Source organism: Methylobacterium sp. W2 (assembly GCF_020662345.1).
GTDB lineage: Bacteria > Pseudomonadota > Alphaproteobacteria > Rhizobiales > Beijerinckiaceae > Methylobacterium.
In genome coordinates this window covers 82,327-107,476 of the sequence record NZ_VMOA01000013.1, presented here as the reverse complement: position 1 = coordinate 107,476, position 25,150 = coordinate 82,327, and the positions used below count along the sequence as shown (strand labels likewise).

The following is a 25,150-nucleotide window of genomic DNA, read 5'->3' as shown; positions in this document are numbered from 1 at the left end:
TCTCCCCGCCTGCGGGGAGAGGGCCGAGCCCCCCTTGTCGGGGGCGAGGCAAGCGGAGGCGAAGCCGAAGCGAGGGTGAGGGGGCGCGTCCGAAAGAGGCTCCTTCGGCTAAGCCTCCTCACCGTCGGCTGCCGCCTCGCCGCGCCGACGACCGGGTCGTCGCGGCCCTCTCCCCGCACGCGGGGAGAGGGGAATGCGGGGCTCTCGTCAGCGGGCGTTGAAAGAGGCCGCTCAAGCGGCCTCGGCCCGATGCTCGCGTGCGGCCTCGAGCGCCCTCACTTTCGGGATGATGTGGGCGCCGAAATAAGCGACGTCCTCCTGGAAATGCAGGAAGGCGAGGAGCGCGAGGTCGACACCGGCATCCTTCAGGGCGACGATGCGCTCGGCGATCTGATCGGGTGTGCCGATCAGGTTGGTCTTGAAGCCGTCATTGTACTGAACGAGGTCCTCGAAGCTCGATTTCGCCCAGTTGCCCTCCCCTTCCGGGGAGGCCTTGCCGGCGTTCTTCACCTCGTGGCCGAAGGCTTTCACGGCGTCCGGGTCGGCGTTGTCGATGATCTCCTGGAGGACGGCGCGGGCCTCACCTTCCGTGTCGCGGGCGATGACGAAGGCGTTGACGCCGACCTTGACCGAATGCCCGTTGGCCGAGGCCTTGGCCTGGATGTCGTCCACCTGCGCCCGGATGCCCTCCGGCGTGTTGCCGTTGGTGAAGTACCAGTCGGAGACGCGGGCGGCCATGTCACGGGCGGCGCGCGACGACCCGCCCTGGAAGATCTCGGGCTGCGGGTCGGCCGGCTTCGGCTTCAGGGTATAGTTGGTGTAGCGGTAGAAATCGCCGCGGAAGGTGAAGTCGTCCTGCGTCCAGATTCCGCGAAGCGCGCGGATGAACTCTTCCGAACGGCGATAACGCTCGTCATGGTCGAGCCAGGGTTCGCCGATGGCGCGAAACTCGCCGGAGAACCAGCCCGACACGACGTTGATGGCGATACGCCCGTTGGTGAGCTGGCTGATCGTGGCGATCTGCTTGGCCGCGATGGTCGGGTTCCACGGGCCGGGCAGGAGCGCGGCGATGACCTTGAGCTTCGTGGTCACCGCCAGCAGGGCGTGGCTGAACGCCACCGATTCGTGCTGGAACTCGGCGCCGTAGCCGGCGGTGAAACGAATCTGCGTCAGGGCGTAGTCGAACCCGGCCTCCTCCGCGATCTGGGCAAGCTTGCGGTTGTAGTCGGCATCCCAGCTGGTGCGCTGCTCGATCTTGCTGATGACGAGGCCGCCGGACACGTTGGGCACCCAATAGGCGAAACGGATCGGCTCCTGGGCGAGATGGTTCGGGAGAGTCATGCATCTATCCGCGAATTCGAGACATCGTGCGGCCCAATCGATGCTGAGACCGCAAGTGAATACATTATGACATCAAGCACACAACGAAGTCTTGCTTGCGTTGTAGCTTTTGTGCGCTGAATGTCTGACGAAGACGGGGCATAGTCAAAGGAAGAGAAATACTTTTTCTTGGGTCATGCCGGGACAATCTTCCGGCAAACAGGCCCCGCACGACACGATCGTGTTCCGGCAGGACCGGCATCGACGCCGGCGAGGCCGCTCGCGACGGCCGGTCCGTGAGGTTTCCCCGGGCGACCGCGTTTCCGGTCGCCGGAGCCTCCCGCACGGCGGCAGACGCCCCTAGCTATCGATGCGCGAGCGATGGTAATCCCCGCACTCAGAGTGCCTCTCAAACTCCCGGTCACGGTCGGTTCTCGCGCGGAGCACGATTGCGCAGCGGGAGTTGTGTGAGAGACGCTCGATGGTGACGGACACGGGCTCGGCCCCGCCCCGGACAGGGCATGGCTGGGTTTCTCTGATGACAGGTGGGAACCCAGGCGATGACCGGCTTCGACGCTTCGACCTCTCCTTTCGCCGGACCGTCCTTGCCGCGTCCGTCATCGCAGCTTGTCACCGTTTTCGGCGGCTCCGGCTTCCTCGGGCGCCACGTGGTGCGCGCGCTGGCCAAGCGCGGCTATCGCATCCGCGTCGCCGTGCGCCGTCCCGACCTTGCGCTCTTCCTGCAGCCGCTGGGCAAAGTCGGGCAGATCGTCGCCGTCCAGGCGAACCTGCGCTATCCCGATTCCATCGCCCGTGCGGTGGAGGGCGCCGACGTGGTGGTGAACCTCGTGGGCATCCTGCAGGAGAGCGGCAAGCAGAGCTTCCTGCACCTCCAGGCGGAGGGGGCGGGCGAGATCGCGCGGGCGGCCGCTGGCGTCGGCGCGCCGGTCGTCCATGTCTCGGCGATCGGGGCGGACGAGAGGTCCGGGTCCGAGTACGCCCGCTCCAAGGCCTTGGGCGAGGCGAACGTCCTGGCGGCCCAGCCTCGGGCGGTGATCCTGCGCCCCTCCCTGGTCTTCGGCCCCGGCGATAGCTTCTTCAACCGCTTCGCGTCCCTCGCCCGCGTGCTCCCGGTCCTGCCCCTGGCCGGAGCCGGGACGCGCTTCCAGCCGGTCTTCGTCGGCGACGTGGCCGAGGCGGTCGCCCGTGCGGTGGACGGGCAGGCCGAGGCGGGCCGGGTCTTCGAGCTCGGCGGCCCCGAGATCGAAACCCTCGACGCCCTCGTCCGCTACATGCTCAAGACCACCATGCGCAAACGCCTCGTGGTCGACCTGCCCAAGCCCCTCGCCATGCTGCAGGCCCGCCTGATCGAGACCGTGGACACCCTGAGCCTCGGCCTGCTGCCGGATAGCCTAAAGCTCACGCGCGACCAGGTCACCCTGCTCCAGACCGACAACGTGGTCTCGGACGCGGCCAAGGCCGAGGGGCGGACCCTCGACAGCCTCGGCATCCTGCCCACCGCCATGGCGGCCGTCGTGCCGGGCTATCTCTGGACCTTCCGCAAGGCCGGCCAGTTTGCCAAGGAGACGATCACGGCCTCCGAGGAGGAGGCCGCGGAGCCATCCTCCCCGCCGGTCACCCGGCCGAGCGGCCCTCCGATCGGCCCCGACGCGACGGCCCCGAGCCGAATGGGCGTACGATGGGGGACGCGGGGGTAGGGTGGCGGATTGGACATCCGATCCGGGATGCTCGGGCCTTTGAAGCGTCGCCGGTATCAGGACAGAAAAGCGGTGACCACTTTTGCTGAACCTGCTTGGCGAGTGAACCGGACCCAGGCGTCGCTTAGCCGATGATTTTGTGGGCCAGAGCCGCCGTTTGATGAGACGGCGGCTGCAATGGCGGTGCCGTTCCGGCTCTCGGATGAACAATGGGCGGTAATCGGGCCGTCCATGTCGGTGCCCTCGACATCGCCGCTATGCGGGCGCATCGCCATCCGATCCGACAGGCTGCCCCGCAACCACGCCCCAGGCGTCGCCGCCCTCTGGTGATGATCGAGTCCAGACCCTGCTTTCCGGTTGCTGTCGGAATGTTGGAGGCCGTCTCGGTCGTACCCCTGAAGCCTCGAGCGGGTTTCCGGCCAAGAGCGTAACCATCCCGGCTCGCAGCTCAACGACGTGTCGGCGATGCGTCCCACGCTCTGACAAGGTCTAGAAGTCCAGGAAAGCGCTCGTCCACGTCTTCCGTGCGCACGCGGCTCCGGCGTTCGAGCCCATATTGCCGCTGCCGGATCAGCCCCGCCTCGCGCAGCGCCTTGAAATGATGGGTCAGCGAGGATTTCGGCCGGTCGAAGCCGAACCATCCGCAGGTGTGGTCATAGGCTTCCGACTCCAGCAGCAGCTTGCGGATGATGGTGAGGCGCAAGGGGTCGGCGAGCGCTCCCATGATGACGTCGAGACGCAGATCTTCTGGCGCCGGCTCAGGCAACGGCGGCGGCAGGATGTCGTCCGGGGTGCTGGGCGAGCAGGCCATGATCGCCCTCGTAGCACATCAGTACGAGTTCTGTCGAACATAGCGGTACGAGATTTATCGAACAGTGCTAAGTACGACTCGAATCGTACTTCCCGGAGGAACCTGCCTGTGTCATCGACCAGCGCCTCTCATGTGGGTTACCCCACGGTCGCCCATCCGCCATGGCGAATGTGGATTGCGGCCTGGATCGTCACCGCCGTGTTCATTCTCTCGAACTCGGCCACGCCCCTCTATGTGCGCTGGCAGACCGCGATCGGCTTTTCTTCGGCCACGCTGACCGTCATCTTCGCGGCCTATATCGTCGGTTTGCTGATGACTCTGCTTGTCGCGGGGCAGCTTTCCGACCGCTATGGACGCAGGCCCGTGTTGCTCCCCGGCCTCGCGGCGGCGCTTGTCGCCTGCCTGCTCTTCGCCGGCGCCCATACGGTGACCATGCTGATCGCCGCGCGTTTCCTGTCGGGCGTCGCCGTCGGCGTCGTGGTGACGGCGGGCATGGCGGCGGTGGTCGACCTCGGTGGACCTGACCGAAGGCGGCAAGCCTCCCTGATCGCGTCGGTCTCCATGGTTCTCGGAGCGGGCCTCGGACCGCTGCTTGCCGGCGGCATCGCCCTCTCGCTTGCCGAGCCGGTCATTCCGATCTTCGCCGTCGAGTTTGGAGTCCTGCTGACGGCGCTGACGGCGATTCTTATCCTGCCATTACAGCGTCATGGCACGAACGCCGATCCTGGATGGCGCCTGCACCTGCCGAAGGTGCCACGAACCAACCATCGCCATCTTCTGTTCGGGATCGCGATCTTCGGGCCGGGCATCACGGCGACATCCTTCGTGCTGGCGCTCGGCCCCTCCCTGCTGGCGCACCTTCTCGGCGTCTCGAGCCCGCTGATGGCGGGCGGCATGGCCTGCGTAATGTTCCTGACCGCGACCGGCGTTCAGTTCGCCGCCCGCCGGCTGTCCGTGCGGACGATCTTCCTGTGCGGTGCAACGGCGACGATCCTGTCCATGATGGGCATTGCCCTGGCGGCAACGTCCTCCAATCCCGTCGCCCTCGTCGTCGCGGCTGTTCTCGCCGGCAGCGGACAGGGACTTGGCCAACTCGGTGGCCTGACCCTGATCGGCCTGCACGTACCGGGCAATCACCGCGCCGAAGCCAATGCGGTTCTCAACATCGGCGGCTACGTCCCCGCCGGACTGATGCCGGTCGCAACGGGGTTCGTCATCGACGAGGTCGGGCTTTCGTTCGGGGCGATATCGTTCGCGGCGGTGCTGATCGTCATCGCCGCGACCGGCGGAGCGATGGTTTTTCGCAGACTCGCGGAGGACCGATGAGCGAGGTGTTTCGTCCCGCTCGTGCGGGGGAAACAGGCCGTCGGATCGTCAAGACATCGATCGGCTCGGCAGAAGCGTCCCGCGAAGCTCTCTCACCTCACCCCAACCGCTTGCGCATATCCGGGGCGGCCAGGGCCGCTTTCCGACTGAGCCCCTTATGGACATGGACCATCAGGGCGATGCCGAAGAGCGGCGTCAGCAGGTTGAGGACGGGGACCACCATCAGGCCCGCCAGCATGGCGCCGGCGCTCATGGTGGTGAGGCTGAAATGCCGGCGCATGGCGCCGGCTTCCGCCATCGGCCGGAAGCGCCCGGCGGCGAGTTCGAAATATTCGCGCCCGAGCAGGTAGGTATTGGCGAGGAAGAACGCCACGAGGTTCACGCCGGGCACGAAGAACAGGATCAGCGCCACGAGGTTGACCAGGAGGGCGAGGCCCGCAAAGCGCAGGGCGTAGAGCATCGCCGAGCCGATCGGCAGAGCCGTGCCCGGCGTGTCTCCGGGAAAGTCGGTGCGCTCCACGATGGCCGCGGCATCGTCAAGGAAATAACCCGCCACCAGGATCGAGACCGCCGGCATGACGTAGGCGAGGCCGATGAACAGGCCCGCACCGGCGAAGAACACCGCCAGGGTATCGAGGAACGGATAGCTCGCCGACAGGTGATGGTTCGCCAGAAACCAGTCGATCGCCTTGGTGAGGCCGGCCCAGATCAGGACGAGGAGCCCGAGGGTCAGGGCCAGCGACTTCCACAGGATCGCGCGCAGGGGCGGCGAGAGCACCTGCTTGACCGCAGCGTAGGCCGCCTGAATGAGCATGGCGCCCGAATCCTTGTTCCGCACGAGAGAGGACGGGTGCCCGCACAGGCCCGGCCGTCAGCGCCGGGTTCTGGCGTCGTCGGCGCTGCGGCGCAACCCCCCGGCCGGTCGTTCCCGACCCGGCACCATCCCTCCGACGATGCGACATGACGGGCGGACCACGCACGAGTCCGTGTAATGGTCTCCCACCGTAACGGCTGGTAGAGAATCACCCCGCACTCTCCCACGCTTGGCCGATCACGGACATTCCTTCGGAAACATTCCTCCGCATGATCCCGACACCCCGTCCCGCCCACGCGCATTTCCGGCCGAGCATCGCCCCACGCCTCGCCCCCCTGCCGGAACACGCAGACGTGATCGTCATCGGCGCGGGTGCCGCCGGGATCGCCGCGGCGCGGACCCTCACGGAGCGCGGCGTCTCGGTGGCCGTGCTGGAGGCGCGCGACAGGGTCGGCGGGCGGCTGATCACCACGATGCTGCGCGGCCATCCGGTGGATCTCGGCGGACACTGGCTCCATGCCGGCCCGATCAACCCGCTGGTGCGACTGGGCGAGATTCGGGGCGAACCCCTGCGGATCGCGGCGCAGGACGGGCACTTGCTGGTTTTGGGCCGGAAGGGGCGCCCGGCCGAGGCCGCCGCCCATGCCCGCGCCTTCTCCGTGGCCGATCGCGCCCTGACCACCCAGGCCGGGTTCGGCGGTCCCGACCGCCCCGCCTCGAGCGCGCTCCCGCCCGGCCTCGGCCCCTGGGCCGAGCGCATCGCCCTCGTCCACGGCCTCGTCTCCGGGCGGCCCCTGACGGAGGTCTCCCTCCATGATTTTCCCAGCATGGAATACGGCGACAACCGCTTCATCGCGGGCGGCTTCGGTAGCTATCTCACCCGGCTGGCGCAGGGGCTGCCCATTGCGCTGAACACGCCGGTAACCCGCATCGACTGGTCGGGGACGGGCGTCACCGTCGAGACGGCGGACGGATCGGTGCGGCGGGCCAAGGCGGTGATCGTCACGATCCCGATGATGGTGCTGCGCGCCGCGCCGCTCTTCACCCCTTCCCTGCCGCCCGAGACGCGCGCAGCCATCGACGGATTCTCCAGCGGGATCTACGAACACGCCGTGCTGCACTGGCCGTCCGCGCCCTTCCTCGGTCGCGACCGCCTCGCCGCCCTGGTCGGCGGACGCCACAAGCCCCCCGGACTGCTCACCCGGGTGGACGGGACGCCGTTCCACCTGTTCGAGCTCGACACGCCGATGATCCGGGCCCTCGACGCACGGGACCGGCACCCGGATACCACCCGCCGCCTGGTCCGCGCCGTCCTGGCGGAGCATCTCGGTCACCGCGCCCTGCACGATCTTGCCATTCCGGCGATCAGCGAATGGCGCCACGACCCCTGGTCGCTTGGTTCATGGGCCGTGGTCCCGCCCGGACACGCTCCGGCACGCGGACAACTTCAGGCCCCGCTGGCCGACAAGATCTGGTTCGCCGGAGAGGCGCTGTCCCGCCTGCAATGGGGAACCGCCGGCGGAGCCTATCAAGAAGGCATGAGAGCGGGCACAGAGGTTGCAACTCAAATTTTTTCAGATCGCCTTCTGATAGAAATGTAGGTTTTCTTACCAACAGGTTCATTTGTACTCTTGAATTTACACTAGAGGATGCAATTAATTTTCTCTCCACTTTTGCAACATATGTTGTCTCTGCGGGTATCGGTGGGATTTCGGGCTTTGCGCGAATGCTAGATGGGACAGTCATTCTCATTACGGACCGGCCCGACAGCAGTGAACTCCTGCGCCACGAGCTGAGCCTCGTCGCGGACTGCAAGGTCATAAGATTCGATGCGGCAATGGACTTGAAGCCGGTGCCCATCGGGGCGGTGTCGGATGTCACCCTGGACCGGCGCGACGCCGCCTCCGCCATGCGCCGGGCCTTCGCGCGGCTGAGGATCGCGGACGTTCCCGTCATCTGCCTTCTTCGGAACATGAGCGAGATCGGCATGCGCAATGCCAGGAATCTCGGTGCGACCTGCTGCCTCTCGGCTCTGACGAACCCCGCCATGGTCGCCCGCACGATGATGACGCAGGTGATCCAGGACCGGGCCGAGAGGCCGGCTCGGAGCATCGAGCGCGGCGTGGCTCGGGCCACCGAAGTCCTGACCCGCCTGTTCGACGGGGCGCGGTCGAACGATCCGGTCTCCCTGACGCGGGTCGATGCCAGCCTCGAACCGATCATCGCGGCGGTTCGCGAAGGTGGGTTGACCCGTTGGCTCGACCGGGTCTGGACGCATGATGACGCCACCTATCAGCATTGCCTGCTGGTGGCGGGCGTGGCCGCCAAGTTCTCGCTTCACCTCGGCTTTTCGGCCGACGACCGCCATCACTTCGTCCGCGCCGCCTTGCTCCACGACCTGGGGAAAGCCCGGATTCCGCTGGAGATCCTCAACAAGCCTGGCCGGCTCGACGATGCCGAGATGGCGATCATGCGCACCCATCCGGTCATCGGCTACGAGAAGCTGAAGGATGCCGGCTGCGATGCCCTCACCCTCGGCGCCGTTCGGCATCACCACGAGATGCTCGACGGTTCGGGCTATCCCGACCGCCTCAGCGGGGACTCCATCGGCGATACCGTGCGGCTGATGACGATCTGCGACATCTACTCGGCGCTGACCGAGAAACGCGCCTACAAGCCGGCCATGCCGAACTCCGTCGCCATGGCGATCCTCTCGGACATGAAGGGTCGGCTGGAGGACAGGCTGGTCCAGTCCTTCGGCGAGGCCATGGGGAACGGCTCGTGACGAAGCCGAAACGGATCCCGGACACGGCTCGGGACAGGGCGAACGTCAGCCGAAGCCGCCCCGCTTGAGCCGCATCACGGTCCGGTCGAGCGCGCCGAGATAGGCGGAGCGGTCCCGGGCCGAGAACGGTCGCGGGCCGCCCGTGACCGTGCCCGCCTCGCGCAGATCCTGCATCAGGTTGCGGGTGGCCAGAGCGAGACCGATCCCGCTCTCGCTGAAAGGTTTCCCGTTGGGTGCGAGGACCTCGGCGCCCGCCTTCACGCATCGGCTCGCCAGAGGCACGTCCGAGGTGACGACGACAGCCCCCGGCCTCGCTCGTTCCGCGATCCAATCGTCGGCGGCGTCGAACCCATCGCTCACGACGACGCGCTCGATCCAGGGCTCGCGCGGCAGGGTGATGAAGCTGTTGGCCACCACGTAGACATGCAGGCCGTAGCGGGCGGCGACCCGGTAGGTCTCGTCCTTCACCGGGCAGGCATCGGCGTCGATGTAGACGACGATCGAACGGTCGGCGGCCGGCTCGCTCATGCGGACGCCGCCAAGGACGCGGCCAAGGGCGCGACCACGTTTCGTGCCCCCTCGGCCTCCTCGATCGCCGTGGTCGCACGTTCGAGGGTCGAGACCGCGAGGGGCTGGCCCCGGCCGCGCAGGGCGTGGGCGCCGAGCGAGCGGGCACGAATACCCTCGGGCAGGCGCGGCAGGCGTGCGAGGAGATCGTCCGAGATCAGGATCTCGGTGCCCAAGGGCCGGCACAGGGCCTCGATCCGCGAGGTCACGTTCACCGTGTCGCCGAAATACGCGATCTTGTGCCGGTCGACCCCGACTTCCGCCGTGACGATGGAGCCGCCATGCAGCGCCGCCCGCAGGCGGGGCACCACACCGAAACGGGCTTGCCAGGCCGTCGCCTCGGCCTCGATCCTGTCGAGGACGTCGAACACGCAGGCGACGCAGCGGGCGTCCTTGAGGCCCCGCTCCATCGGCCAGGTGATCATGGCCATGTCGCCGATGTAATCGTCGGTGGAGCCGTGGTTGCGGCGCACGGGCTCGGCGAGGGCGGCGAAGACCGCGCCGAGATAGGCCTGGGCCTTGAGATCACCATGGGTCTCGGCGAAGGCGGTGGAGCCGACGACATCGAGGAACAGGAAGATGCGATCCTCGCGCACCGGCCGGTGATAGCGCCCGACGAGGAAGTTCACGAACACCTCGCCGCCGATGAGATCGCGCATGCGGATGACGAAGACGAGCATCGCCGACACCGCCAGCGAATAGGCGAGGACCCGTGGCGTGATCTTGATGGCGTCCTTGAGCGCATCGCCGGTCAGGCCGAGGGCCCAGACGACGAGGCCACCCAGCGCAATGCCACTGGCGATCATCAGGACATAGGCGAGCTCGGCCGTGAGGACGTAGATCTTCGCCGGCAACAGGCGCAGGCGCGCCTGAAGTCCGCCCAGGATCAGGCCGCGGTCGAAGGCGAGGGTCGTCGCCCCCACCGCGAGGCCATAGATCACCCCGGCCAGCGGCGAGGCGCCGTTGGCGAACAGAAGGTCGTAGAGGAGCCCGGCGCCGCTGCAGGCGACGAGGATGAGGATCCAGAACCAGCGGTGCGGCGGCAGCATCAGGCATCACCCCGGTCAGGCTCGTCACGAAGACGATGGCGTCGCGCGGGGAGAAGCAAGGCGTGGCATCCTTCGGAAGGCCATCGTCGGAAGGCGCGGACGAGGAACCGCGCCGCGACGACCGGCCCACCCTGAACAACGGTCCATGATGGCGCGATTAAGGCCATGGCCGTTAAGGCTGCCGTGGAAATTCATTGTCCGCCCGGAAGACCGTGAGATCTCCGTAACCGGGCAGGCTTTAGGCTCGTTGGCAGTCAGGCAGCGTCGATCGCTGCAACGCGGCCCGGCCGCTTTACAAGGCGCACATCGCGATGAGCATAACGAGTGCGAACCCAGATCCGACCTCTCCCGGCCCGACCTCTCCCGGGATGCCGGCCACACGCCCGCTGGTCGCCCCGCGCGACATCCGCGCGATCGCGCGCGACCTCGGCTATTCCCCCGACTGGAACTGGAGCTGGGAGAACTACAAGAACACGATCGTCGCCCTCACCAACGAGTACGGCCTTCGCGACCATCTCGAGATCGGCGGCGGGCGCGACCCGGTCTTCCAGCCGCCGGAACTGGTCCGGCACGGGATCAGGGTGACGATCAACGACATCTCGCAGAAGGAGCTCGATCTCGCGCCGCCGGAATTCGCCAAGCTCTGCTGCGACATCGCCTCGCCATCCACCCTCGACGCCATCGGCTCGAACCGTTTCGACTTCGCCTATTGCTCGATGGTGATGGAGCACGTGCCGGACGTGGCGCAGATGTGGCGCAACATCCATGGCCTCCTCGCGCCGGGCGGCGCGGCGTTGAGCTTCTTTCCCACCCTGTTCGCTCCGCCCTTCGTCGCCAACCAACTCATGCCGGAAGCCCTGTCGCGCGCGGTGCTTCACACCCTGTTCCCGGACCGCAGGGACGACGGCGACAATCCGAAATTCCCGGCGCATTACAATTATTGCCGGGGCAGCGAGGCGGCGATCGTACCGCTCCTGAAAGAGATCGGCTTTCGCGAGATCGTGGTGCTGCCGTTCTATGGCTACAGCTACTTCCACAAGCTGCCCGGCCTGCGCCAGATCGACGATGCGTTCACCCGCCTCGCCCGGAGCCGGGACTGGCGGACGTTCACGAGCTTCGCCTTCGTCATCGCCCGTAGATGACCAACACCCGGTCGGATGCGGTCATGACCATCATCATCGTCGCTGATCACGCCTTCATCAACGGCGGGCAGGCGAAAGTCGCCATCGAGAGCGCCCTGGGCCTCGCCGGGCGCGGCAACCGGGTCGTGTTCTTCGCAGCCGTCGGCCCGGCCGATCCGCGTCTGGCGCAAGCCGGCATCGCGGTGATCGTCCTCGGCCAGACCGACGTGGCGCTCACGACCTCGCTCGCCAGTTTCGGCGTGCAATGGCTCTGGAACCGGCCGGCGGCGCTCCGTCTCGAAGCCCTCCTCGCCGGCTACGATCCGAGCGAGAGCGTCGTCCACGTCCATGGCTGGGCCAAGGCCCTGTCGCCCTCCATCGGACCGGTGCTGAAGGCGACGAGGGTGCCGGTGGTGTTCACCATGCACGAATACTACCTCGCCTGCCCCAATGGCGGATTCTACGATTACCCGATCTCGGCCGCCTGCCACCGCACCCCGCTCTCGCCCGCCTGCATCGCCTACAATTGCGATTCCCGGAGCTATGCCCGCAAGCTGATGCGGGTCGGCCGCCACGCGCTGATGCGGGGGTCGGGGCTGGTCGGCAGCGCTGCAAATGTCATCACCATCAGCCGGCTCCAGAAGACCGTTCTCGCCCCCTACCTGCCGAAACGGACACGCTATTTCGAGGTCTCGAACCCGGTGGATGCGGAGCCCCTCGGCCGAAAGCCGGATCGGCCCCTCGGCGACATCGTCTTCGTGGGGCGGGTCTCGCCGGAGAAGGGGGCGAATGTCTTCGCCGAAGCCGCCCGCCTCGCCGGGCAGACGGCGGTCTTCATCGGCGACGGCCCGCAGCGGGCGCAGTTGGAAGCGGATTATCCGGAGGCCCGCTTCCTCGGCTGGAAGAACCCGGCCGAGGTCAAGGCGCTGATGCGCGCGGCCCGCGCCCTCGTCTTCCCCTCGGTCTGGTACGAGGGCCAACCCCTCACCGTGCTCGAATCCCTGGCGGCGGGGACGCCAGTCATCGTCAGCGACATCTGCGCCGGGCGCGAGGCGGTGGAGGACGGCGTCAACGGTCTCTGGTTCGCGTCCGGCAAACCGGATTCCCTCGCCGCCGCCCTTCGCCGCCTGTCCGACGACGCCGAGGCGCGCCGGATGTCGGATGCGGCTTACGACCTGTTCTGGGCCAATCCGCTGACCCTCGACCGCCATCTCGACGGCATCGAGGCGGTCTACCGAACCAGCCTCGCCTCCGCGCGCTCCCCCTCGACCATCCGGGCCATCCACGCCTGAACCGCCGTGACATCGGCCTGGCCGAGCCCGTGCCCCGCCGGCTGGATATCATGCGTGACATCCGCCCCTGCGCGGGCAAGGACGCTCGCGAGACGCGCGGCGTTCTCGGCCGGCACGATCGGATCGGCCATGCCCGACAGCATCAGCACGGGCGTCCCGGTCAGGTCGGGAACGGGCGGCTCCGCGAGCGGCATCATCGGCCGGAGCAGCGCCGCTCCGGCGAGCACGCCCGGATGGAGCAGGAGAAGGGCGGCGGCGATGTTGGCGCCGTTGGAGAAGCCGAGCGCCACGGGTGCGGCGAGGCCGTAGGCCTCACGCGCCTCCGCGACGAAGGCCGCGAGATCCTGCGCACGACGCCGCAGATCGGCCTCGTCGAAGACACCCTCGGCGAGACGGCGGAAGAAGCGCGGCATGCCGTTCTCCAGGACAGACCCGCGGGGCGACAGCAGGGCGGCGCCCGGGGCCACGGCCCGGCCCAGGGGCAGCAGGTCGCTCTCGTCGCCGCCGGTGCCGTGCAGCAGCAGGAGCGGAGGCGAGCCGGCCACGGCGGCGGGCTCGAAGCGGTGAGGGAAGGACAGCTTGGTCATGACGGCCTCGCGAAGAGTGCGTGGGAACCGCCCCTCCTCGCGGAGGGGCGGCCTTGTCAGGCGATGGTGGGGAGAACCTCCTCGATCCGCGCGCGGTGCGCTTCGAGGAAGGCGGGGAGCTTGAGCGCCTCACCCAGGGCCTCGGCCGGCTCGTCGACGGCAAAGCCCGGGATGTCGGTGGCGATCTCGAACAGCACGCCGCCGGGCTCCCGGAAGTAGACCGAGCGGAAATAGGCGCGGTCCCGCTGCTCGGTCACCTGGAGGCCGTGGGTGCCGCTGAGATCGGCCACCATGGACGCCTGCTCGGCATCGTCCTTCGCCCGGAAGGCGATGTGATGGACCGAGCCCGCACCGGGCCGGCCGCGCAGGAACTCGCCCACCGCCCGGAGGGTGACGAACCCGCCGAGAGTGCCGCCATTGGCGTAGCGGATCATGGCCCCGTCGCGGCCGGCCTCGGAGAAGCCGAACACCCCGGTGAGGATCCGCGCCGTCGGCTCCGCCTCGTTGAGGAGCAGGGTCACGCCGTGGAAGCCCCGGATGGCGTGTTCGGCCGGAACCTCGGCCCCGGTCCAGGCAGGCGCTGCCTCGGCGGCCTCGTCGACCCCGACCAGGGCCAGCACCATCCCGTCGGGATCGCGCAGGCGCAGAACCGGCTCGCCGAAGAGCTGGACCAGGGCGTCGTGGTCGACGCCCTTCTCGATCAGCCGGTGTGTCCACCAGCCGATGGAGGCGCGGGGAACGCGGAAGGCGGTCTCCTGCGTCTCACCGATCCCGATCCGCCCCCGCGCGGCATGGGCGACGGGAAAGAAGGTCAGGATCGTGCCGGGGCGGCCGGCCTCGTCACCGTAGTAAAGGTGATAGGTCGAGGGATCGTCGAAATTGACGGTCTTTTTGACCAGGCGCAGGCCGAGGACGCGCCGGTAGAAATCGAGGTTGCGCTGGATGTCGCCGGCATAGGCGGTGACGTGGTGCAGGCCGTTAGTGGACATGATCGTGTCTCCCGGACGCGCTGGCCGGTGGATGACCACCGCGCCGCTTCGTGATGACGACAATCTGGGGCTTGGCATGCCGCATGAAAACAGAAACGATGGAAACCTATCGTTTCTGGAAACGCGCCGATGAAACTGCCGGATTTCGAAGCCTGGGCGATCTTCGCCAAAGTCGCCGAGACGGGTGCGTTCGGGCGGACGGCGGACGAACTCGGCCTGTCCAAGGCCACGGTCTCGAAGGCGATCACCCGCCTCGAAGCCCGGATCGGCGGTCGCCTGTTCCATCGGACCTCGCGCAAGATCGCCCTCACGGAACTTGGCCATGCGGCGCGGGAGGGGGCCGCGCGCATCCTCGCGGAGGGCGAGGCGGCGGAGGCGCAGGCCACCGCCTCGTCATCGGTTCCGCGCGGCATGGTGAGGCTCGCCGCCCCCATGTCGTTCGGAATCCTCCACGTCGCCCCGATCCTTCCGGATTTCCTGAGCCAGTACCCGGAAGTCTCGGTGGATCTCCATCTCAGCGATGCCCTCGTCGATCTCGTGGGCGGGGGCTTCGATATCGGGCTGCGCATCGCCGCGCTCGCCGATTCCTCCCTGCGGGCGCGGCGCCTCTGCCTGGTGAACCGCGCGCTGGTGGCCACGCCGGATTATCTCGACCGGCATGGCCGACCGGAGCATCCGCGCGACCTCGCTCGCCATGCCTGCCTCGGCTACGCCTATCTGCCGAGCCCGGACCGCTGGATCTTCACCAGCCGGGAGGGCGAGGAGGCGGCGATCGTCCCCGCCGGGCCGATGCGCGCCAACAATGCCGACGCCCTCACCCCCGCCCTTCGCGCCGGACTCGGCCTCGCCGTCCAGCCGGATTTCATGGTCTGGGAGGATCTTCGGGCGGGGCGGCTCGAACGGGTGCTGCATGGATGGGAGCTGCCGCCCATCGCCCTGCATCTGGTCACGCCGCCGGGGGACCCGCGCCCGGCCCGTGTCCTCGCGCTCATCGCCTTCCTGGCGGCCCGGTTCGCGGCGGCACCCTGGTCGAACGGCCCCTCCGCACAGGCGTGAGGCCGCGCTCAGAGCACCACATGCGGGCCGACCGCGTCTTCGTGGAGCGGCGACAGGAAGGCCGCGCCGATGCCGTTGTCGAAGCGGCGGGCGACCTTGGCCCTGGTGCTGCCGATGACGATCAGCGTGCCGACGTCGAGGGGCTCTTCCATGGAGACGGCCACGCCCGATGCCGAGATGTTGATGACGCGGCCCGGCCGCATCGATCCGGCCTCGGTGGTGACCAGCACGTCCTGACTCTCCGGCACGATCCGCGGAAAGGTGCGCGTCACCAGGGGCGGCGGATTCTGCGATCTGGCGTGGCTGAGGAGGCTCTGGACCACGAGGCCGAGGGGATGGTCCGCACTAAGCACACGGATGGCGAAGGCTGACGCCTCCGTTCGCACGACGATGGCCTCGACGGATCCGGCATGGCGGATACTGCAGGTCAGTCGTTCATCGACGGCGGGAACGATGGAAGACTTGAAGCGAATTCCGTCCGAGGAAAGATCGTCGGTGATCGCATAGAAATTTGGCCGATGCCGCCCCCAGCAGAGAGCCGGCAGGATGACCTTGTATCGCGCCTCCGACCGCCTGTCGCTCATCATGGTCCTTGTTGTGCTGAGCCTTCCTATGCCGGCAAACCTTCAGGCGAAGCTCTCACGATCGAGAAAATTCGATTCAATATCCTGCATCAACAACCCGGCCCTCGGCCATTACACGTAGAGCGCGTTCGACGGATTGGATCAGGCCTTGCCGCCGGGCCGGCCGACCCCCGTCAGGCCATGCACTTTGATGCGGGAGGCGAGCGTCGTCGGCTTCACGCCCAGCAGTTCGGCCGCCCCTCCGGCCCCGAAGACGCGGCCCTTGCTCAAGGCGAGGGCGGCCGAGATGTCGGCCCGGTCGCGCGTCCTTCGCTCGGCTTCGGTGGCGGGGGTGGCGCCGGCTGAGACCTCGCCCTGCGGGCGCCGCCCCTCGACGGGACCTATGCTCTCGGCCTCGGGCAGGTCGAACCGCAGCCGCCCGCGCACGGCGAGGATCGCCGCCCGCTCGACGATGTTCTCCAGCTCGCGGACATTGCCGGGCCAGTCGTAGCGCACAAGGCGGCGGACATCGCCTTCCGTGAGCCGCAGGTCGGGCATCGCGAGGCGTCGGGCCACGCCCTTGAGGAAGTGCTGGGCGATGAGGGGAATATCCTCCGGCCGCTCGCGCAGGGGCACGGCCGCGATGGGAAAGACGTTGAGGCGGAAATAGAGATCCTCGCGAAAGCGCCCCCGCTTCACCTCGGCCTTGAGGTCGCGGTTGGTGGCGGCCACGAGGCGGACATCGACGAGGCGGGTCCGTTCCTCGCCGACCCGCTCGAATTGCCGTTCCTGCAGGACGCGCAGGAGCTTGCCCTGCAGGTCGATGGGGATTTCCCCGACCTCGTCGAGAAACAGGGTGCCGCCATCGGCGAGTTCGAACCGCCCGACCCGGTCGCGCAGGGCGCCGGTGAAGGCGCCCCTGGCATGGCCGAAGAACTCGCTCTCGAACAGCTCGCGCGGGATCGCCGCGCAATTCACCCGGATCAGGGGCCGGTCACGACGCCGGCTCGCCTCGTGGATGGCGCGGGCGATGAGTTCCTTGCCGGTGCCGGATTCGCCGGTGACGAGGACGGTGGCGTCGGTGCCGGCGACGAGGTCGATCTGCCGAAGGGTCGCCTCGATGGCCGGCGAGCGGCCGATGATGCCCTGGTGATGCCCGCCCTCGCGAATTTCCTCGCGCAGATAGGCGTTCTCGAGCTCCAGGCGCTGGCGCAGGGAATCGACCTCCGCCAGGGCCTGGCGCAGGCGCTCGTCGGCTTCGCGCCGCTGGCTGATGTCGCGGAACACGATGACCGCGCCGAGGAGCCGGCCCCGGTCGCGGATCGGCGTCGAGGTGTATTCCACGAAAATCGCCGTGCCGTCCCGGCGCCAGAACACCTCGGTATCCACCTGATGCACGGCCCCGTCGCGGAAGGCGGCGTAGATCGGGCAATCCTGGTGCGGGTAATGGCAGCCATCCGGGTGACTGTGATGGACGGTGGCATGCATGTCGCGCCCGACGAGGTCGGCCGCGTCCCAGCCCAGCATCCGCTCGGCCGCCGGGTTGATGAAGGTGGTGATGCCCTCGGCATTGACCCCGTAGATGCCCTCGCCGGCCGCGCGCAGGATCAGCTGGTTCTCGCGCTCGATATCGCGGAAGATCCGCTCCATCCGCTGCCACTCGGACAGGCCGGCGCGCATATGCGCATCGGCCTCCGTATCCACGAGGCGGCGGCGGCGCTCGTCGAGGTCGAACAGGCTGACGAGGAGAAGCGCCGGCTCGCCCGGCAGGATCGTCCCACTATACTCCACATGGAGACCATGCCCCTCCGCGTGCCTCGGCGACAGGGCGTGAGTCCAGTCGCGTCCTCGCGCCTGAACGGCCTGGGTGAAGACGATCAGCGTCGGCACCTGATCCGGATGAAGGCCAGTGACGCGCATGCCCCGCAGGACATCGGGATCGTAGCCGAGCAGCCGCGCCGCGGCCGGGTTGGCGTCGCGGATCTCGTCGGCCACCGGATCGAGCACCAGCATCGCCTCCGCCGCCCTGTCGAAGGCGGGGCCATAGGGCGAGGCGGGCGGCACGACTGATCTTTCCATCACGATATCTCGTAACACGTGTCACGAAAAACCGTAATCGACGATATTTCGTAATCTTCGCTCGGATATTAAGGCATTGTTATAGCTGTATTTTTCCCTGACATCACGGCTGGCACAGCGTTTGCCATGAGGGAGGCGTCTCTGCAGAAAGGTCCGCGACATGGCGCTCTTCGACGATCCGTTCAACGCCCGGCTGACCTTGAAGCGCGGGAGCTGCTCCTGCGGAAACCATCGCGATCAAGCTGCGCACGATGCCGAAGCTCCGTCCGGCGACGCCGCGGTCACGCGGGCCGTCGAAGGCGCGGTGATGCGGGCCCTGTTCCCCGAAGATGCGCAGCGGCGCGCCTTCCTCAGGAGCGTCGGCGCGGCGACGGCGCTGGCCGCCGTGAGCCAGTTCTTCCCGACGAAATTCGTGGCCGAGGCTTTCGCGCAAGGGGCGAAGCCCGAAAAGACCGATCTCAAGGTCGGCTTCATCCCGATCACCTGCGCCACGCCGATCATCATGGCGAAACCCATGGGCTTCTACGAGAAGCAGGGGCTGAACGTGGAGGTGGTGAAGACCGCCGGCTGGGCCGTGATCCGCGACAAGACCCTGAACAAGGAATACGACGCCGCCCACATGCTGGCGCCGATGCCCATCGCGATCTCGCTCGGGGTCGGATCGAACCCCGTCCCCTACACGATGCCGGCGGTGGAGAACGTCAACGGTCAGGCGATCACCCTGGCGATGAAGCACAAGGACAGGCGCGACCCGAAGAGCTGGAAGGGCTTCAAGCTCGCGGTGCCCTTCGACTATTCGATGCACAATTACCTGCTGCGCTACTACCTCGCGGAAGCCGGGATCGACCCCGATACCGACGTGCAGATCCGCGCCGTCCCGCCGCCGGACATGGTCGCCAACCTGCGCGCCGACAATATCGACGGGTTTCTCGCCCCCGACCCGGTGAACCAGCGGGCGGTCTATGACGGCGTCGGCTTCATCCACATCCTGTCGAAGGAGATCTGGGACAGGCACCCGTGCTGCGCCTTCGCGGCCTCGCAGGATTTCGTCACCCAGACCCCGAACACCTACGCCGCTCTGCTCCGCGCCGTTATCGAGGCGACGGTCTATGCCTCGAAGATCGAGAACCGCAAGGAGATCGCCGCGCAGATCGCTCCGGCCAACTACCTCAACCAGCCGGTGACGGTGGTGGAGCAGGTGCTCACCGGAACCTTCGCCGACGGCCTCGGCAACGTCCGCAAAGTGCCGGACCGCGTCGATTTCGACGCCTTCCCGTGGTCGTCCTTCGCCGTCTGGATCATGACGCAGATGAAGCGCTGGGGTCAGATCAAGGGCGATGTCGATTACAAGGCGGTGGCCGAGAAGGTCTATCTCGCCACCGACGCCGCCCGGCTGATGAAGGAGGCCGGCCTCACCCCGCCGACAGCCACCTCGAAATCCTTCTCGGTGATGGGCAAGGTCTTCGATCCGGCCAAACCCGAGGAGTACCTGAATTCCTTCGCCATCAAGCGGGCGGGCTGAGCCATGAAGGCTTCCCTCCCGCTCCGGGCCGGCATCGTCTCCCTGGCCGTCCTCGCCGCCTTCCTGCTGCTCTGGCAGCTGGCGGTGGGCGGGATCGCCAAAACCGAGGCGATGGACCCGGAATACGCGGCCCTCATGGGTGCGAGCGCCACCACCGGTAAGTCGGCGATGCCGGGGCCCCTCGACGTCGCCGCCACCGCCTGGAAGCACCTCAAGGACCCGTTCTACGACCGCGGGCCGAACGACAAGGGGCTCGGCATCCAGCTCGCCTATTCCATTGGCCGGGTGGCGCTCGGCTACGGTCTCGCGGTGCTGGTGGCCATCCCCATCGGCTTCCTCATCGGCATGTCGCCGCTGATGGGCCGGGCGCTCGACCCCTTCATCCAGCTCCTGAAGCCGGTCTCGCCCCTCGCCTGGATGCCGCTCGCCCTCTACACGATCAAGGATTCGAGCCTGTCGGCGATCTTCGTGATCTTCATCTGCTCGCTCTGGCCGATGCTGATCAACACCGCCTTCGGCGTAGCCGGAACGCGCAAGGAATGGCTGAACGTGGCCCGGACCCTGGAGGTCGGGCCGATCCGGCGTGCTTTCACAGTCATCCTGCCGGCTGCCGCGCCCACGATCCTCACCGGCATGCGCATCTCCGTCGGCATCGCCTGGCTCGTCATCGTGGCGGCCGAGATGCTCGTGGGCGGAACCGGCATCGGCTACTTCGTCTGGAACGAGTGGAACAACCTCTCGATCACCAATGTGATCGTCTCGATCCTGGTCATCGGCCTCGTGGGCATGATCCTCGACCAGTTGCTGGCGCGCGCGCAGCGTCTCGTCACCTTCCCCGAGTGAGGCCGCGCCATGAGCCAACTCCTTCCCTTCGCGCGGCGCTCCGCGAGCGCCGCTCCCGACCCCGCCGCCGGGACCAGCCGCATGTCGTCGTCTGAGAAGTTCATCTCCATCGAGGGGATCGCCCGGCGCTATCCCGCCCCCGGCGGCAAGCAGAACACCGTGTTCGAGAACCTGTGGCTGCCCATGCGGCGGGGCGAGTTCGTCTGCATGATCGGCCATTCCGGCTGCGGCAAGACCACGGTGCTCAACATCCTGGCCGGGCTGGAGGCGCCGAGTGAAGGCGTCGTCATCGTCGACGGGCAGGCGATCGAGGGAACGAGCCTCGACCGCGCGGTGATCTTCCAGGGGCATGCCTTGCTGCCCTGGCGCACGGTGCTCGGCAACGTCGCCTATGCGGTCTCCTCGCGCTGGCGCAAGGCCTCCCGCGCCGAGGTGGAGGAGCGCGCCCGCAAAGCCATCGCCACGGTGGGCCTCGCCGGCTCCGAGCATAAGCGCCCCTCGGAACTCTCCGGCGGCATGAAGCAGCGCGTCGGCATCGCGAGGGCGCTCGCCATCGAGCCCAAGATCCTGCTCATGGACGAGCCGTTCTCGGCCCTCGACGCGCTCACGCGGGGCACCCTTCAGGACGAAGTGCGCCGCATCTGCATCGAGACCGGCCAGACCGTCTTCATGATTACCCACGACGTCGACGAGTCGATCTACCTCGCCGACCGCATCGTGCTGATGACCAACGGCCCCGAGGCCAAGGTGGCCGAGATCGTCGAGAACCCGCTGCCGAAGAGTCGCGACCGCGCCGAGCTCCACCACGCTCCGGGCTATTACGCCCTGCGCAATCACCTGATGGACTTCCTCGTCAGCCGCTCGAAGACCCTGCGGGACGCCATGCCCGCCGGCTACGACCAGCGCCACCCACCGGTGGTGCGGCCGGGCTCCGACGAGCCGGAGCCGATCCCCATCCCCGCCGCCTCGTAAACCCGAGTGCCGCCTCTCACCCACGTTCCTTCATCGGAGACCTCACATGAAGCGCGAAGACCTCACGGAAAAGCTCCTCGACATCAAGCGCGAGAAGGGCTGGACCTGGAAGCACATCCAGGCCGAGATCGGCGGACTCTCGCCGATCCTCATCACCGCCGCCTGCATGGGGCAGATGAAGCTGCCGAAGGCCCAGGCCAAGAAGGCGGCGGAGCTGTTCGGCCTGTCCGAATCCGAAGAGCGGATGCTGAACGAGGCGCCGTATCGCGGCTCGATCCCGCAGATGCCGCCCACCGACCCGCTGATCTACCGGTTCTACGAGTTGGTGATGGTCTACGGCACCACCTGGAAAGAACTGATTCAAGAGGATTTCGGTGACGGCATCATGTCGGCGATCGATTTCAACATGACCATGGAACGGGAGCCAAACAACAAGGGCGACCGGGTTAAGATGAACCTTTCGGGCAAGTTTTTGCCGTATAAATATTATGACAACGAAGAAGGTGTGCCGGATTACGGCTTCAAGGAGCCGTAAATCTGGAGCCATGCTTCGATAGCGTTCTAGACTGTAGCGGCACCGCGGCTTCGAAGGAGGCCGCGGTGACTTTTCTCACGCGCGGCGAGTCGACGGCGGAGGGGGTTTCGTGCTGATTGCGGAGGCTTGGCCGCACGCACGGCCCTCCCCCTCGGAGATTGTTTCCGCATGAACCTCAACGCGATCTCGTCCATCTGGGCCCCCCGGCTTCTCAGCCTCCTGCGCATCGTCGCCGGCGTCCTGTTCTTGGAGCACGGAACGCAGAAGCTGTTCGGGTTCCCCGTGCGCATGGGCGGCGGGGCGGCACCGGCGCTGTTCACACTCTTCTGGTTCGCGGCCGTCCTCGAGATCGTGGGCGGCGCGCTGATCATCCTCGGCCTATTCACGCGGCCGGTGGCGTTCATCCTCTCCGGCCAGATGGCCTTCGCCTATTTCATCGCTCATGCGCCCAAGAGCCCGTTCCCGGCCCTCAACGGCGGCGACGCGGCCATCCTGTTCTGCTTCCTCTTTCTCTACCTCGCCGCTGCCGGCGCGGGTCCGTGGAGCCTCGACGCGCAGCGCCGCGGGCGGTTCTGAGCCGGGGCTCGGGGCTTCCGCCAGCGATGCCCGGCCGGATTGACCGGAGGGGCCGCGCTCCGTCCGATCCAGAGACGATCCCTGCCGTACGGTGTCCCCTGAAGCCGGCGGGCGTGTCGCCTCCACGCGCGTGCCGGTCGCAGCCGATGCCCGGTTGTCGAGGTGACGGAGGCGGGTCGCATGGCGCCTGACGAACCCCCGGGGCCGCGCGTCGGCGGGACGGCGTGATGACGGAGGAGCCTGCCGACGGCCGGCGCATCCGCGTCGTCGCCGTGGCCGTGCAGAAGGGCGGCACCGGCAAGACCAGCCTCGCCGCCTCCCTGTCCGTGGCGGCGGCGGAGGACGGCGAACGCGTGATCGCCTTCGACCTCGATCCGCAGGGGTCGCTGGCCGGCTGGGGCGCCCTGCGCCGGAAGGACGGAGTGACCGTCGAGCGAATCCAGGCCTGGGAGATCGGGCAGATGCCCGAGATCCTGGAAGGCTGCCGGGAGAACGGAACCACCCTTGTCGTCATCGACACCGCCGGCACCGCCACGGGTCTGGCCCCGGCCCTGCGCACGGCCGACCTCGTGGTCGTGCCGGTGCGCCCATCGCGGCTCGACCTCGTGGCCGCGAGGCCGACACTTCAGACCCTCGTCGGCCTCGGGATGCGGAACCGGCTCGCCCTCGTCCTCAACCAGTGCCCGCCCCCGCCCTCCCCGCGCACGGATGCCTATGCGGCGCAGTTGCGCTCGCTGGGCGTGCTGGCCGAACCCAGCATCGTGCACCGGGTGGATCATCAGGACGCCGTGGCCTCCGGCCTCGGCGTCACCGAGTACGCGCCCCGGGGCCGGGCCGCCGAGGAGATCCGCGCCCTGTGGGGCTGGCTCGACGCGAAGATGAGCCGATCGGGCGCGGAAGCATCCTGAGCGGGTTCGTATCGGAGAACCGATCCTTTACGTCGCCTTGATTTTTTGAAGCCCGCCTGATCGGCTCGCGTCGGATACTCATGGCAGAGTCGATCATCCAAGCAGACCTCCTCATCCTGAGGCGCCGGAGCGTAGCGGAGGCCTCGAAGGAGGCCTCCAGTCGTCTTGCGATCCCTGGAAGCCTCCTTCGAGGCCGCGACGCGGCACCTCAGGATGAGGTAAAGCCTTGGAAAAACACCTCAAACAGGCTCTGCCGGTGCCTCGGGTTTGAGGACGCAAGCCCTGCTCAGCGCTCCCCGAACGCCTTCAGGATGCGCGCCCAGGAGCGGGTGCCCTTGTGGAAGCTCCGGAGATCGTACTTCTCGTTGGGCGAATGGATGCGGTCGTCGTCGAGACCGAAGCCGATGAGGAGCGTGTTGCGGTCGAGGAGCCGCTTGAAGTCCCCGACGATGGGGATCGAGCCGCCCGCGCCGATGGTCACGGCTGGCACGCCCCATTCCTCGGCGAGCGCACCCCTCGCGGTATCCAGTTCGGGCATGTCGAAGGGCAGGCTGATGGCGCGGCTGCCCTTGTAGCAGATCACCTCCACCGAACAGTCTGCCGGAATGCGCTCACGCACGAAGGCCTCGAAAGTCCTGGCGAGCTGTTCCGGGTCCTGGTCGTCCACGAGACGGAACGAGACCTTGGCGCTGGCCTCTCCCGCGATAACGGTCTTGGTGCCCTCGCCGGTATAGCCGCCGATGATACCGTTGACGTCGCAGGCCGGGCGCGACTGGATCAGCTCGATGAGCATGCGCCCGCGCTCGCCGGCCGGCTCCGATAGGCCGATGGGGCCCAGAAATTTGTCCGCCGTGAAGTCGAGCCCGCGCCACTGCTCCAGGATCTCCGGGGGCGTCTCGCGCACGCCGTCGTAGAAGCCCGGCAAGGTCACCTTCCCGTCCGCGTCGTGCAGGTCGGCGATGATCCTGGACAGGACGTGGATCGGGTTGCGCGCAGCACCACCGAAAAAGCCCGAATGCAGGTCGCGGTCGGCGCAGGTCACCTTCACCTCGAAATAGGCGAGACCCCGCAGGGAGGTGGTGATAGCCGGCGTGGCGGAGTTCCACATGCTGGTGTCGCAGACGAGGACGATGTCGGCCGCGAGCTTGTCGCGGTTCGCCGCGACCCATTCGGGCAGCCCTTGCGAGCCGTTCTCCTCGGCGCCCTCGATCAGGAGGGTGACGCCGCAGGGCAACTCCCCCTCCATGGCGATGAAGGCGCGGCAGGCCTCGACGAAGGTCATCACCTGACCCTTGTCGTCGGAGGCACCGCGCGCCACGATCTGTTGCTCGCCCTTGGCGTTCAGCGATAGGCGCGGCTCGAAGGGCGGCGTCTCCCACAGGTTCAGCGGGTCCACCGGCTGCACGTCGTAATGGCCGTAGAACAGCACGTGCGGCTTGCCCGGCTTGGGCGCATGCGCCAGCACCACCGGATGCAGCGAGGTCTCGTGGATGGCGGTGTCGAAGCCGAGCGCCGTCAGGGTGCCGGTGAGCCACTGCGCCGCCTCGCGGCAATGACCGGCATAGGCCGGATCGGTGGAAATCGACGGAATCCGCAGGAAGGCGAACAGCCGTTCCAGGGCATTGTCGAGGTCGCGGTCGATGTCGTTGAGAACCGGGTCGAGGGCGGCCATCGCGCGTCTTTCTGGCAAGCGGGGGATGGCGACAGGGTTAGCCGA

General features: G+C 67.6%; 23 protein-coding genes. 13 read left to right on the top strand and 10 right to left on the bottom strand.

Going from position 1 to position 25,150, the window contains the following annotated elements; translation table 11 throughout:
• Positions 1 to 231: 231 nt before the first annotated feature.
• Positions 232 to 1,341, bottom strand: coding sequence for a dimethylsulfone monooxygenase SfnG (gene sfnG, locus FPV16_RS09665; RefSeq protein WP_227437989.1), 1,110 nt, complete (start codon positions 1,339 to 1,341; stop codon positions 232 to 234).
• A gap of 539 nt (positions 1,342 to 1,880) precedes the next feature.
• Here sfnG and FPV16_RS09660 point away from each other — a divergent pair.
• Positions 1,881 to 3,038, top strand: a complete 1,158-nt coding sequence (locus FPV16_RS09660; RefSeq protein WP_227437988.1) for a complex I NDUFA9 subunit family protein — start codon at positions 1,881 to 1,883, stop codon at positions 3,036 to 3,038.
• Between the two features lie 448 nt (positions 3,039 to 3,486).
• On the opposite strand, the gene FPV16_RS09655 is transcribed toward FPV16_RS09660, so the two are convergent.
• Complete coding sequence (locus FPV16_RS09655) at positions 3,487 to 3,849, bottom strand: ArsR/SmtB family transcription factor (RefSeq protein WP_227437987.1); 363 nt, start codon at positions 3,847 to 3,849, stop codon at positions 3,487 to 3,489.
• A 108-nt stretch (positions 3,850 to 3,957) separates the two neighbouring features.
• Between FPV16_RS09655 and FPV16_RS09650 the strand changes: the two genes are divergently transcribed.
• Positions 3,958 to 5,175, top strand: a complete 1,218-nt coding sequence (locus FPV16_RS09650; RefSeq protein WP_227437986.1) for an MFS transporter — start codon at positions 3,958 to 3,960, stop codon at positions 5,173 to 5,175.
• Between the two features lie 97 nt (positions 5,176 to 5,272).
• Here the strand turns inward: FPV16_RS09650 and FPV16_RS09645 are convergent, their stop codons facing one another.
• Positions 5,273 to 5,989 (bottom strand): sulfate transporter family protein, encoded by a 717-nt coding sequence (locus FPV16_RS09645; protein ID WP_227437985.1) that lies wholly within the window; start codon positions 5,987 to 5,989, stop codon positions 5,273 to 5,275.
• A gap of 269 nt (positions 5,990 to 6,258) precedes the next feature.
• Between FPV16_RS09645 and FPV16_RS09640 the strand changes: the two genes are divergently transcribed.
• Positions 6,259 to 7,590, top strand: coding sequence for a flavin monoamine oxidase family protein (locus tag FPV16_RS09640; RefSeq protein WP_227437984.1), 1,332 nt, complete (start codon positions 6,259 to 6,261; stop codon positions 7,588 to 7,590).
• Positions 7,591 to 7,715: 125 nt separating this feature from the next.
• Positions 7,716 to 8,774, top strand: coding sequence for an HD-GYP domain-containing protein (locus tag FPV16_RS09635; protein ID WP_227437983.1), 1,059 nt, complete (start codon positions 7,716 to 7,718; stop codon positions 8,772 to 8,774).
• A 45-nt stretch (positions 8,775 to 8,819) separates the two neighbouring features.
• Here the strand turns inward: FPV16_RS09635 and FPV16_RS09630 are convergent, their stop codons facing one another.
• Complete coding sequence (locus FPV16_RS09630; protein ID WP_227437982.1) at positions 8,820 to 9,302, bottom strand: YaiI/YqxD family protein; 483 nt, start codon at positions 9,300 to 9,302, stop codon at positions 8,820 to 8,822.
• Complete coding sequence (locus tag FPV16_RS09625; RefSeq protein ID WP_227437981.1) at positions 9,299 to 10,390, bottom strand: adenylate/guanylate cyclase domain-containing protein; 1,092 nt, start codon at positions 10,388 to 10,390, stop codon at positions 9,299 to 9,301. The genes FPV16_RS09630 and FPV16_RS09625 overlap by 4 nt, the downstream gene beginning before the upstream one ends.
• Before the next feature lie 368 nt (positions 10,391 to 10,758).
• On the opposite strand from FPV16_RS09625, the gene FPV16_RS09620 reads away from it, so the two are divergent.
• Positions 10,759 to 11,532, top strand: a complete 774-nt coding sequence (locus FPV16_RS09620; protein WP_227437980.1) for a class I SAM-dependent methyltransferase — start codon at positions 10,759 to 10,761, stop codon at positions 11,530 to 11,532.
• 23 nt (positions 11,533 to 11,555) lie between these two features.
• Entirely contained in the window at positions 11,556 to 12,803 is a 1,248-nt protein-coding gene (locus FPV16_RS09615; protein ID WP_227437979.1) for a glycosyltransferase family 4 protein, read from the top strand.
• Here the strand turns inward: FPV16_RS09615 and FPV16_RS09610 are convergent.
• The gene (locus FPV16_RS09610; protein ID WP_227437978.1) at positions 12,743 to 13,390 is read right to left on the bottom strand and encodes an alpha/beta hydrolase; all 648 of its coding nucleotides are present in this window, start codon (positions 13,388 to 13,390) and stop codon (positions 12,743 to 12,745) included. The two genes, FPV16_RS09615 and FPV16_RS09610, sit on opposite strands and share 61 nt — an antisense overlap.
• 56 nt (positions 13,391 to 13,446) lie before the next feature.
• Positions 13,447 to 14,379: a ring-cleaving dioxygenase gene (locus FPV16_RS09605; protein ID WP_227437977.1), complete on the bottom strand. Its 933-nt coding sequence runs from the start codon at positions 14,377 to 14,379 to the stop codon at positions 13,447 to 13,449.
• A gap of 129 nt (positions 14,380 to 14,508) precedes the next feature.
• On the opposite strand from FPV16_RS09605, the gene FPV16_RS09600 reads away from it, so the two are divergent.
• The gene (locus FPV16_RS09600) at positions 14,509 to 15,435 is read left to right on the top strand and encodes a LysR family transcriptional regulator (protein ID WP_227437976.1); all 927 of its coding nucleotides are present in this window, start codon (positions 14,509 to 14,511) and stop codon (positions 15,433 to 15,435) included.
• An 8-nt stretch (positions 15,436 to 15,443) separates the two neighbouring features.
• On the opposite strand, the gene FPV16_RS09595 is transcribed toward FPV16_RS09600, so the two are convergent.
• A complete protein-coding gene (locus FPV16_RS09595; protein WP_227437975.1) occupies positions 15,444 to 16,022 on the bottom strand; it encodes a PilZ domain-containing protein in 579 nt (192 codons plus the stop codon).
• A gap of 138 nt (positions 16,023 to 16,160) precedes the next feature.
• On the bottom strand, positions 16,161 to 18,077 hold the full coding sequence (locus FPV16_RS09590) for a sigma 54-interacting transcriptional regulator (RefSeq protein WP_227437974.1): 1,917 nt from the start codon (positions 18,075 to 18,077) through the stop codon (positions 16,161 to 16,163).
• A 160-nt stretch (positions 18,078 to 18,237) separates the two neighbouring features.
• Here FPV16_RS09590 and FPV16_RS09585 point away from each other — a divergent pair, with 160 nt between their 5' ends.
• The 6 genes from FPV16_RS09585 (at position 18,238) to FPV16_RS09560 (ending at position 23,433) form a co-directional block, all read left to right on the top strand.
• Complete coding sequence (locus tag FPV16_RS09585) at positions 18,238 to 19,599, top strand: CmpA/NrtA family ABC transporter substrate-binding protein (protein WP_227437973.1); 1,362 nt, start codon at positions 18,238 to 18,240, stop codon at positions 19,597 to 19,599.
• 3 nt (positions 19,600 to 19,602) lie between these two features.
• Positions 19,603 to 20,442, top strand: a complete 840-nt coding sequence (gene ntrB / locus FPV16_RS09580) for a nitrate ABC transporter permease (RefSeq protein ID WP_227437972.1) — start codon at positions 19,603 to 19,605, stop codon at positions 20,440 to 20,442.
• A gap of 9 nt (positions 20,443 to 20,451) precedes the next feature.
• The gene (locus FPV16_RS09575; protein WP_227437971.1) at positions 20,452 to 21,414 is read left to right on the top strand and encodes an ABC transporter ATP-binding protein; all 963 of its coding nucleotides are present in this window, start codon (positions 20,452 to 20,454) and stop codon (positions 21,412 to 21,414) included.
• A gap of 46 nt (positions 21,415 to 21,460) precedes the next feature.
• A complete protein-coding gene (gene cynS / locus FPV16_RS09570; RefSeq protein WP_056248285.1) occupies positions 21,461 to 21,949 on the top strand; it encodes a cyanase in 489 nt (162 codons plus the stop codon).
• Between the two features lie 168 nt (positions 21,950 to 22,117).
• Positions 22,118 to 22,525, top strand: a complete 408-nt coding sequence (locus tag FPV16_RS09565; protein WP_227437970.1) for a DoxX family protein — start codon at positions 22,118 to 22,120, stop codon at positions 22,523 to 22,525.
• A 227-nt stretch (positions 22,526 to 22,752) separates the two neighbouring features.
• Positions 22,753 to 23,433, top strand: coding sequence for an AAA family ATPase (locus tag FPV16_RS09560; RefSeq protein WP_227437969.1), 681 nt, complete (start codon positions 22,753 to 22,755; stop codon positions 23,431 to 23,433).
• A gap of 286 nt (positions 23,434 to 23,719) precedes the next feature.
• On the opposite strand, the gene FPV16_RS09555 is transcribed toward FPV16_RS09560, so the two are convergent.
• Positions 23,720 to 25,105 carry a dipeptidase gene (locus FPV16_RS09555; protein WP_227437968.1) on the bottom strand — a complete coding sequence of 462 codons (1,386 nt, stop codon included), beginning with the start codon at positions 25,103 to 25,105 and terminating at the stop codon, positions 23,720 to 23,722.
• Positions 25,106 to 25,150 lie beyond the last annotated feature (45 nt).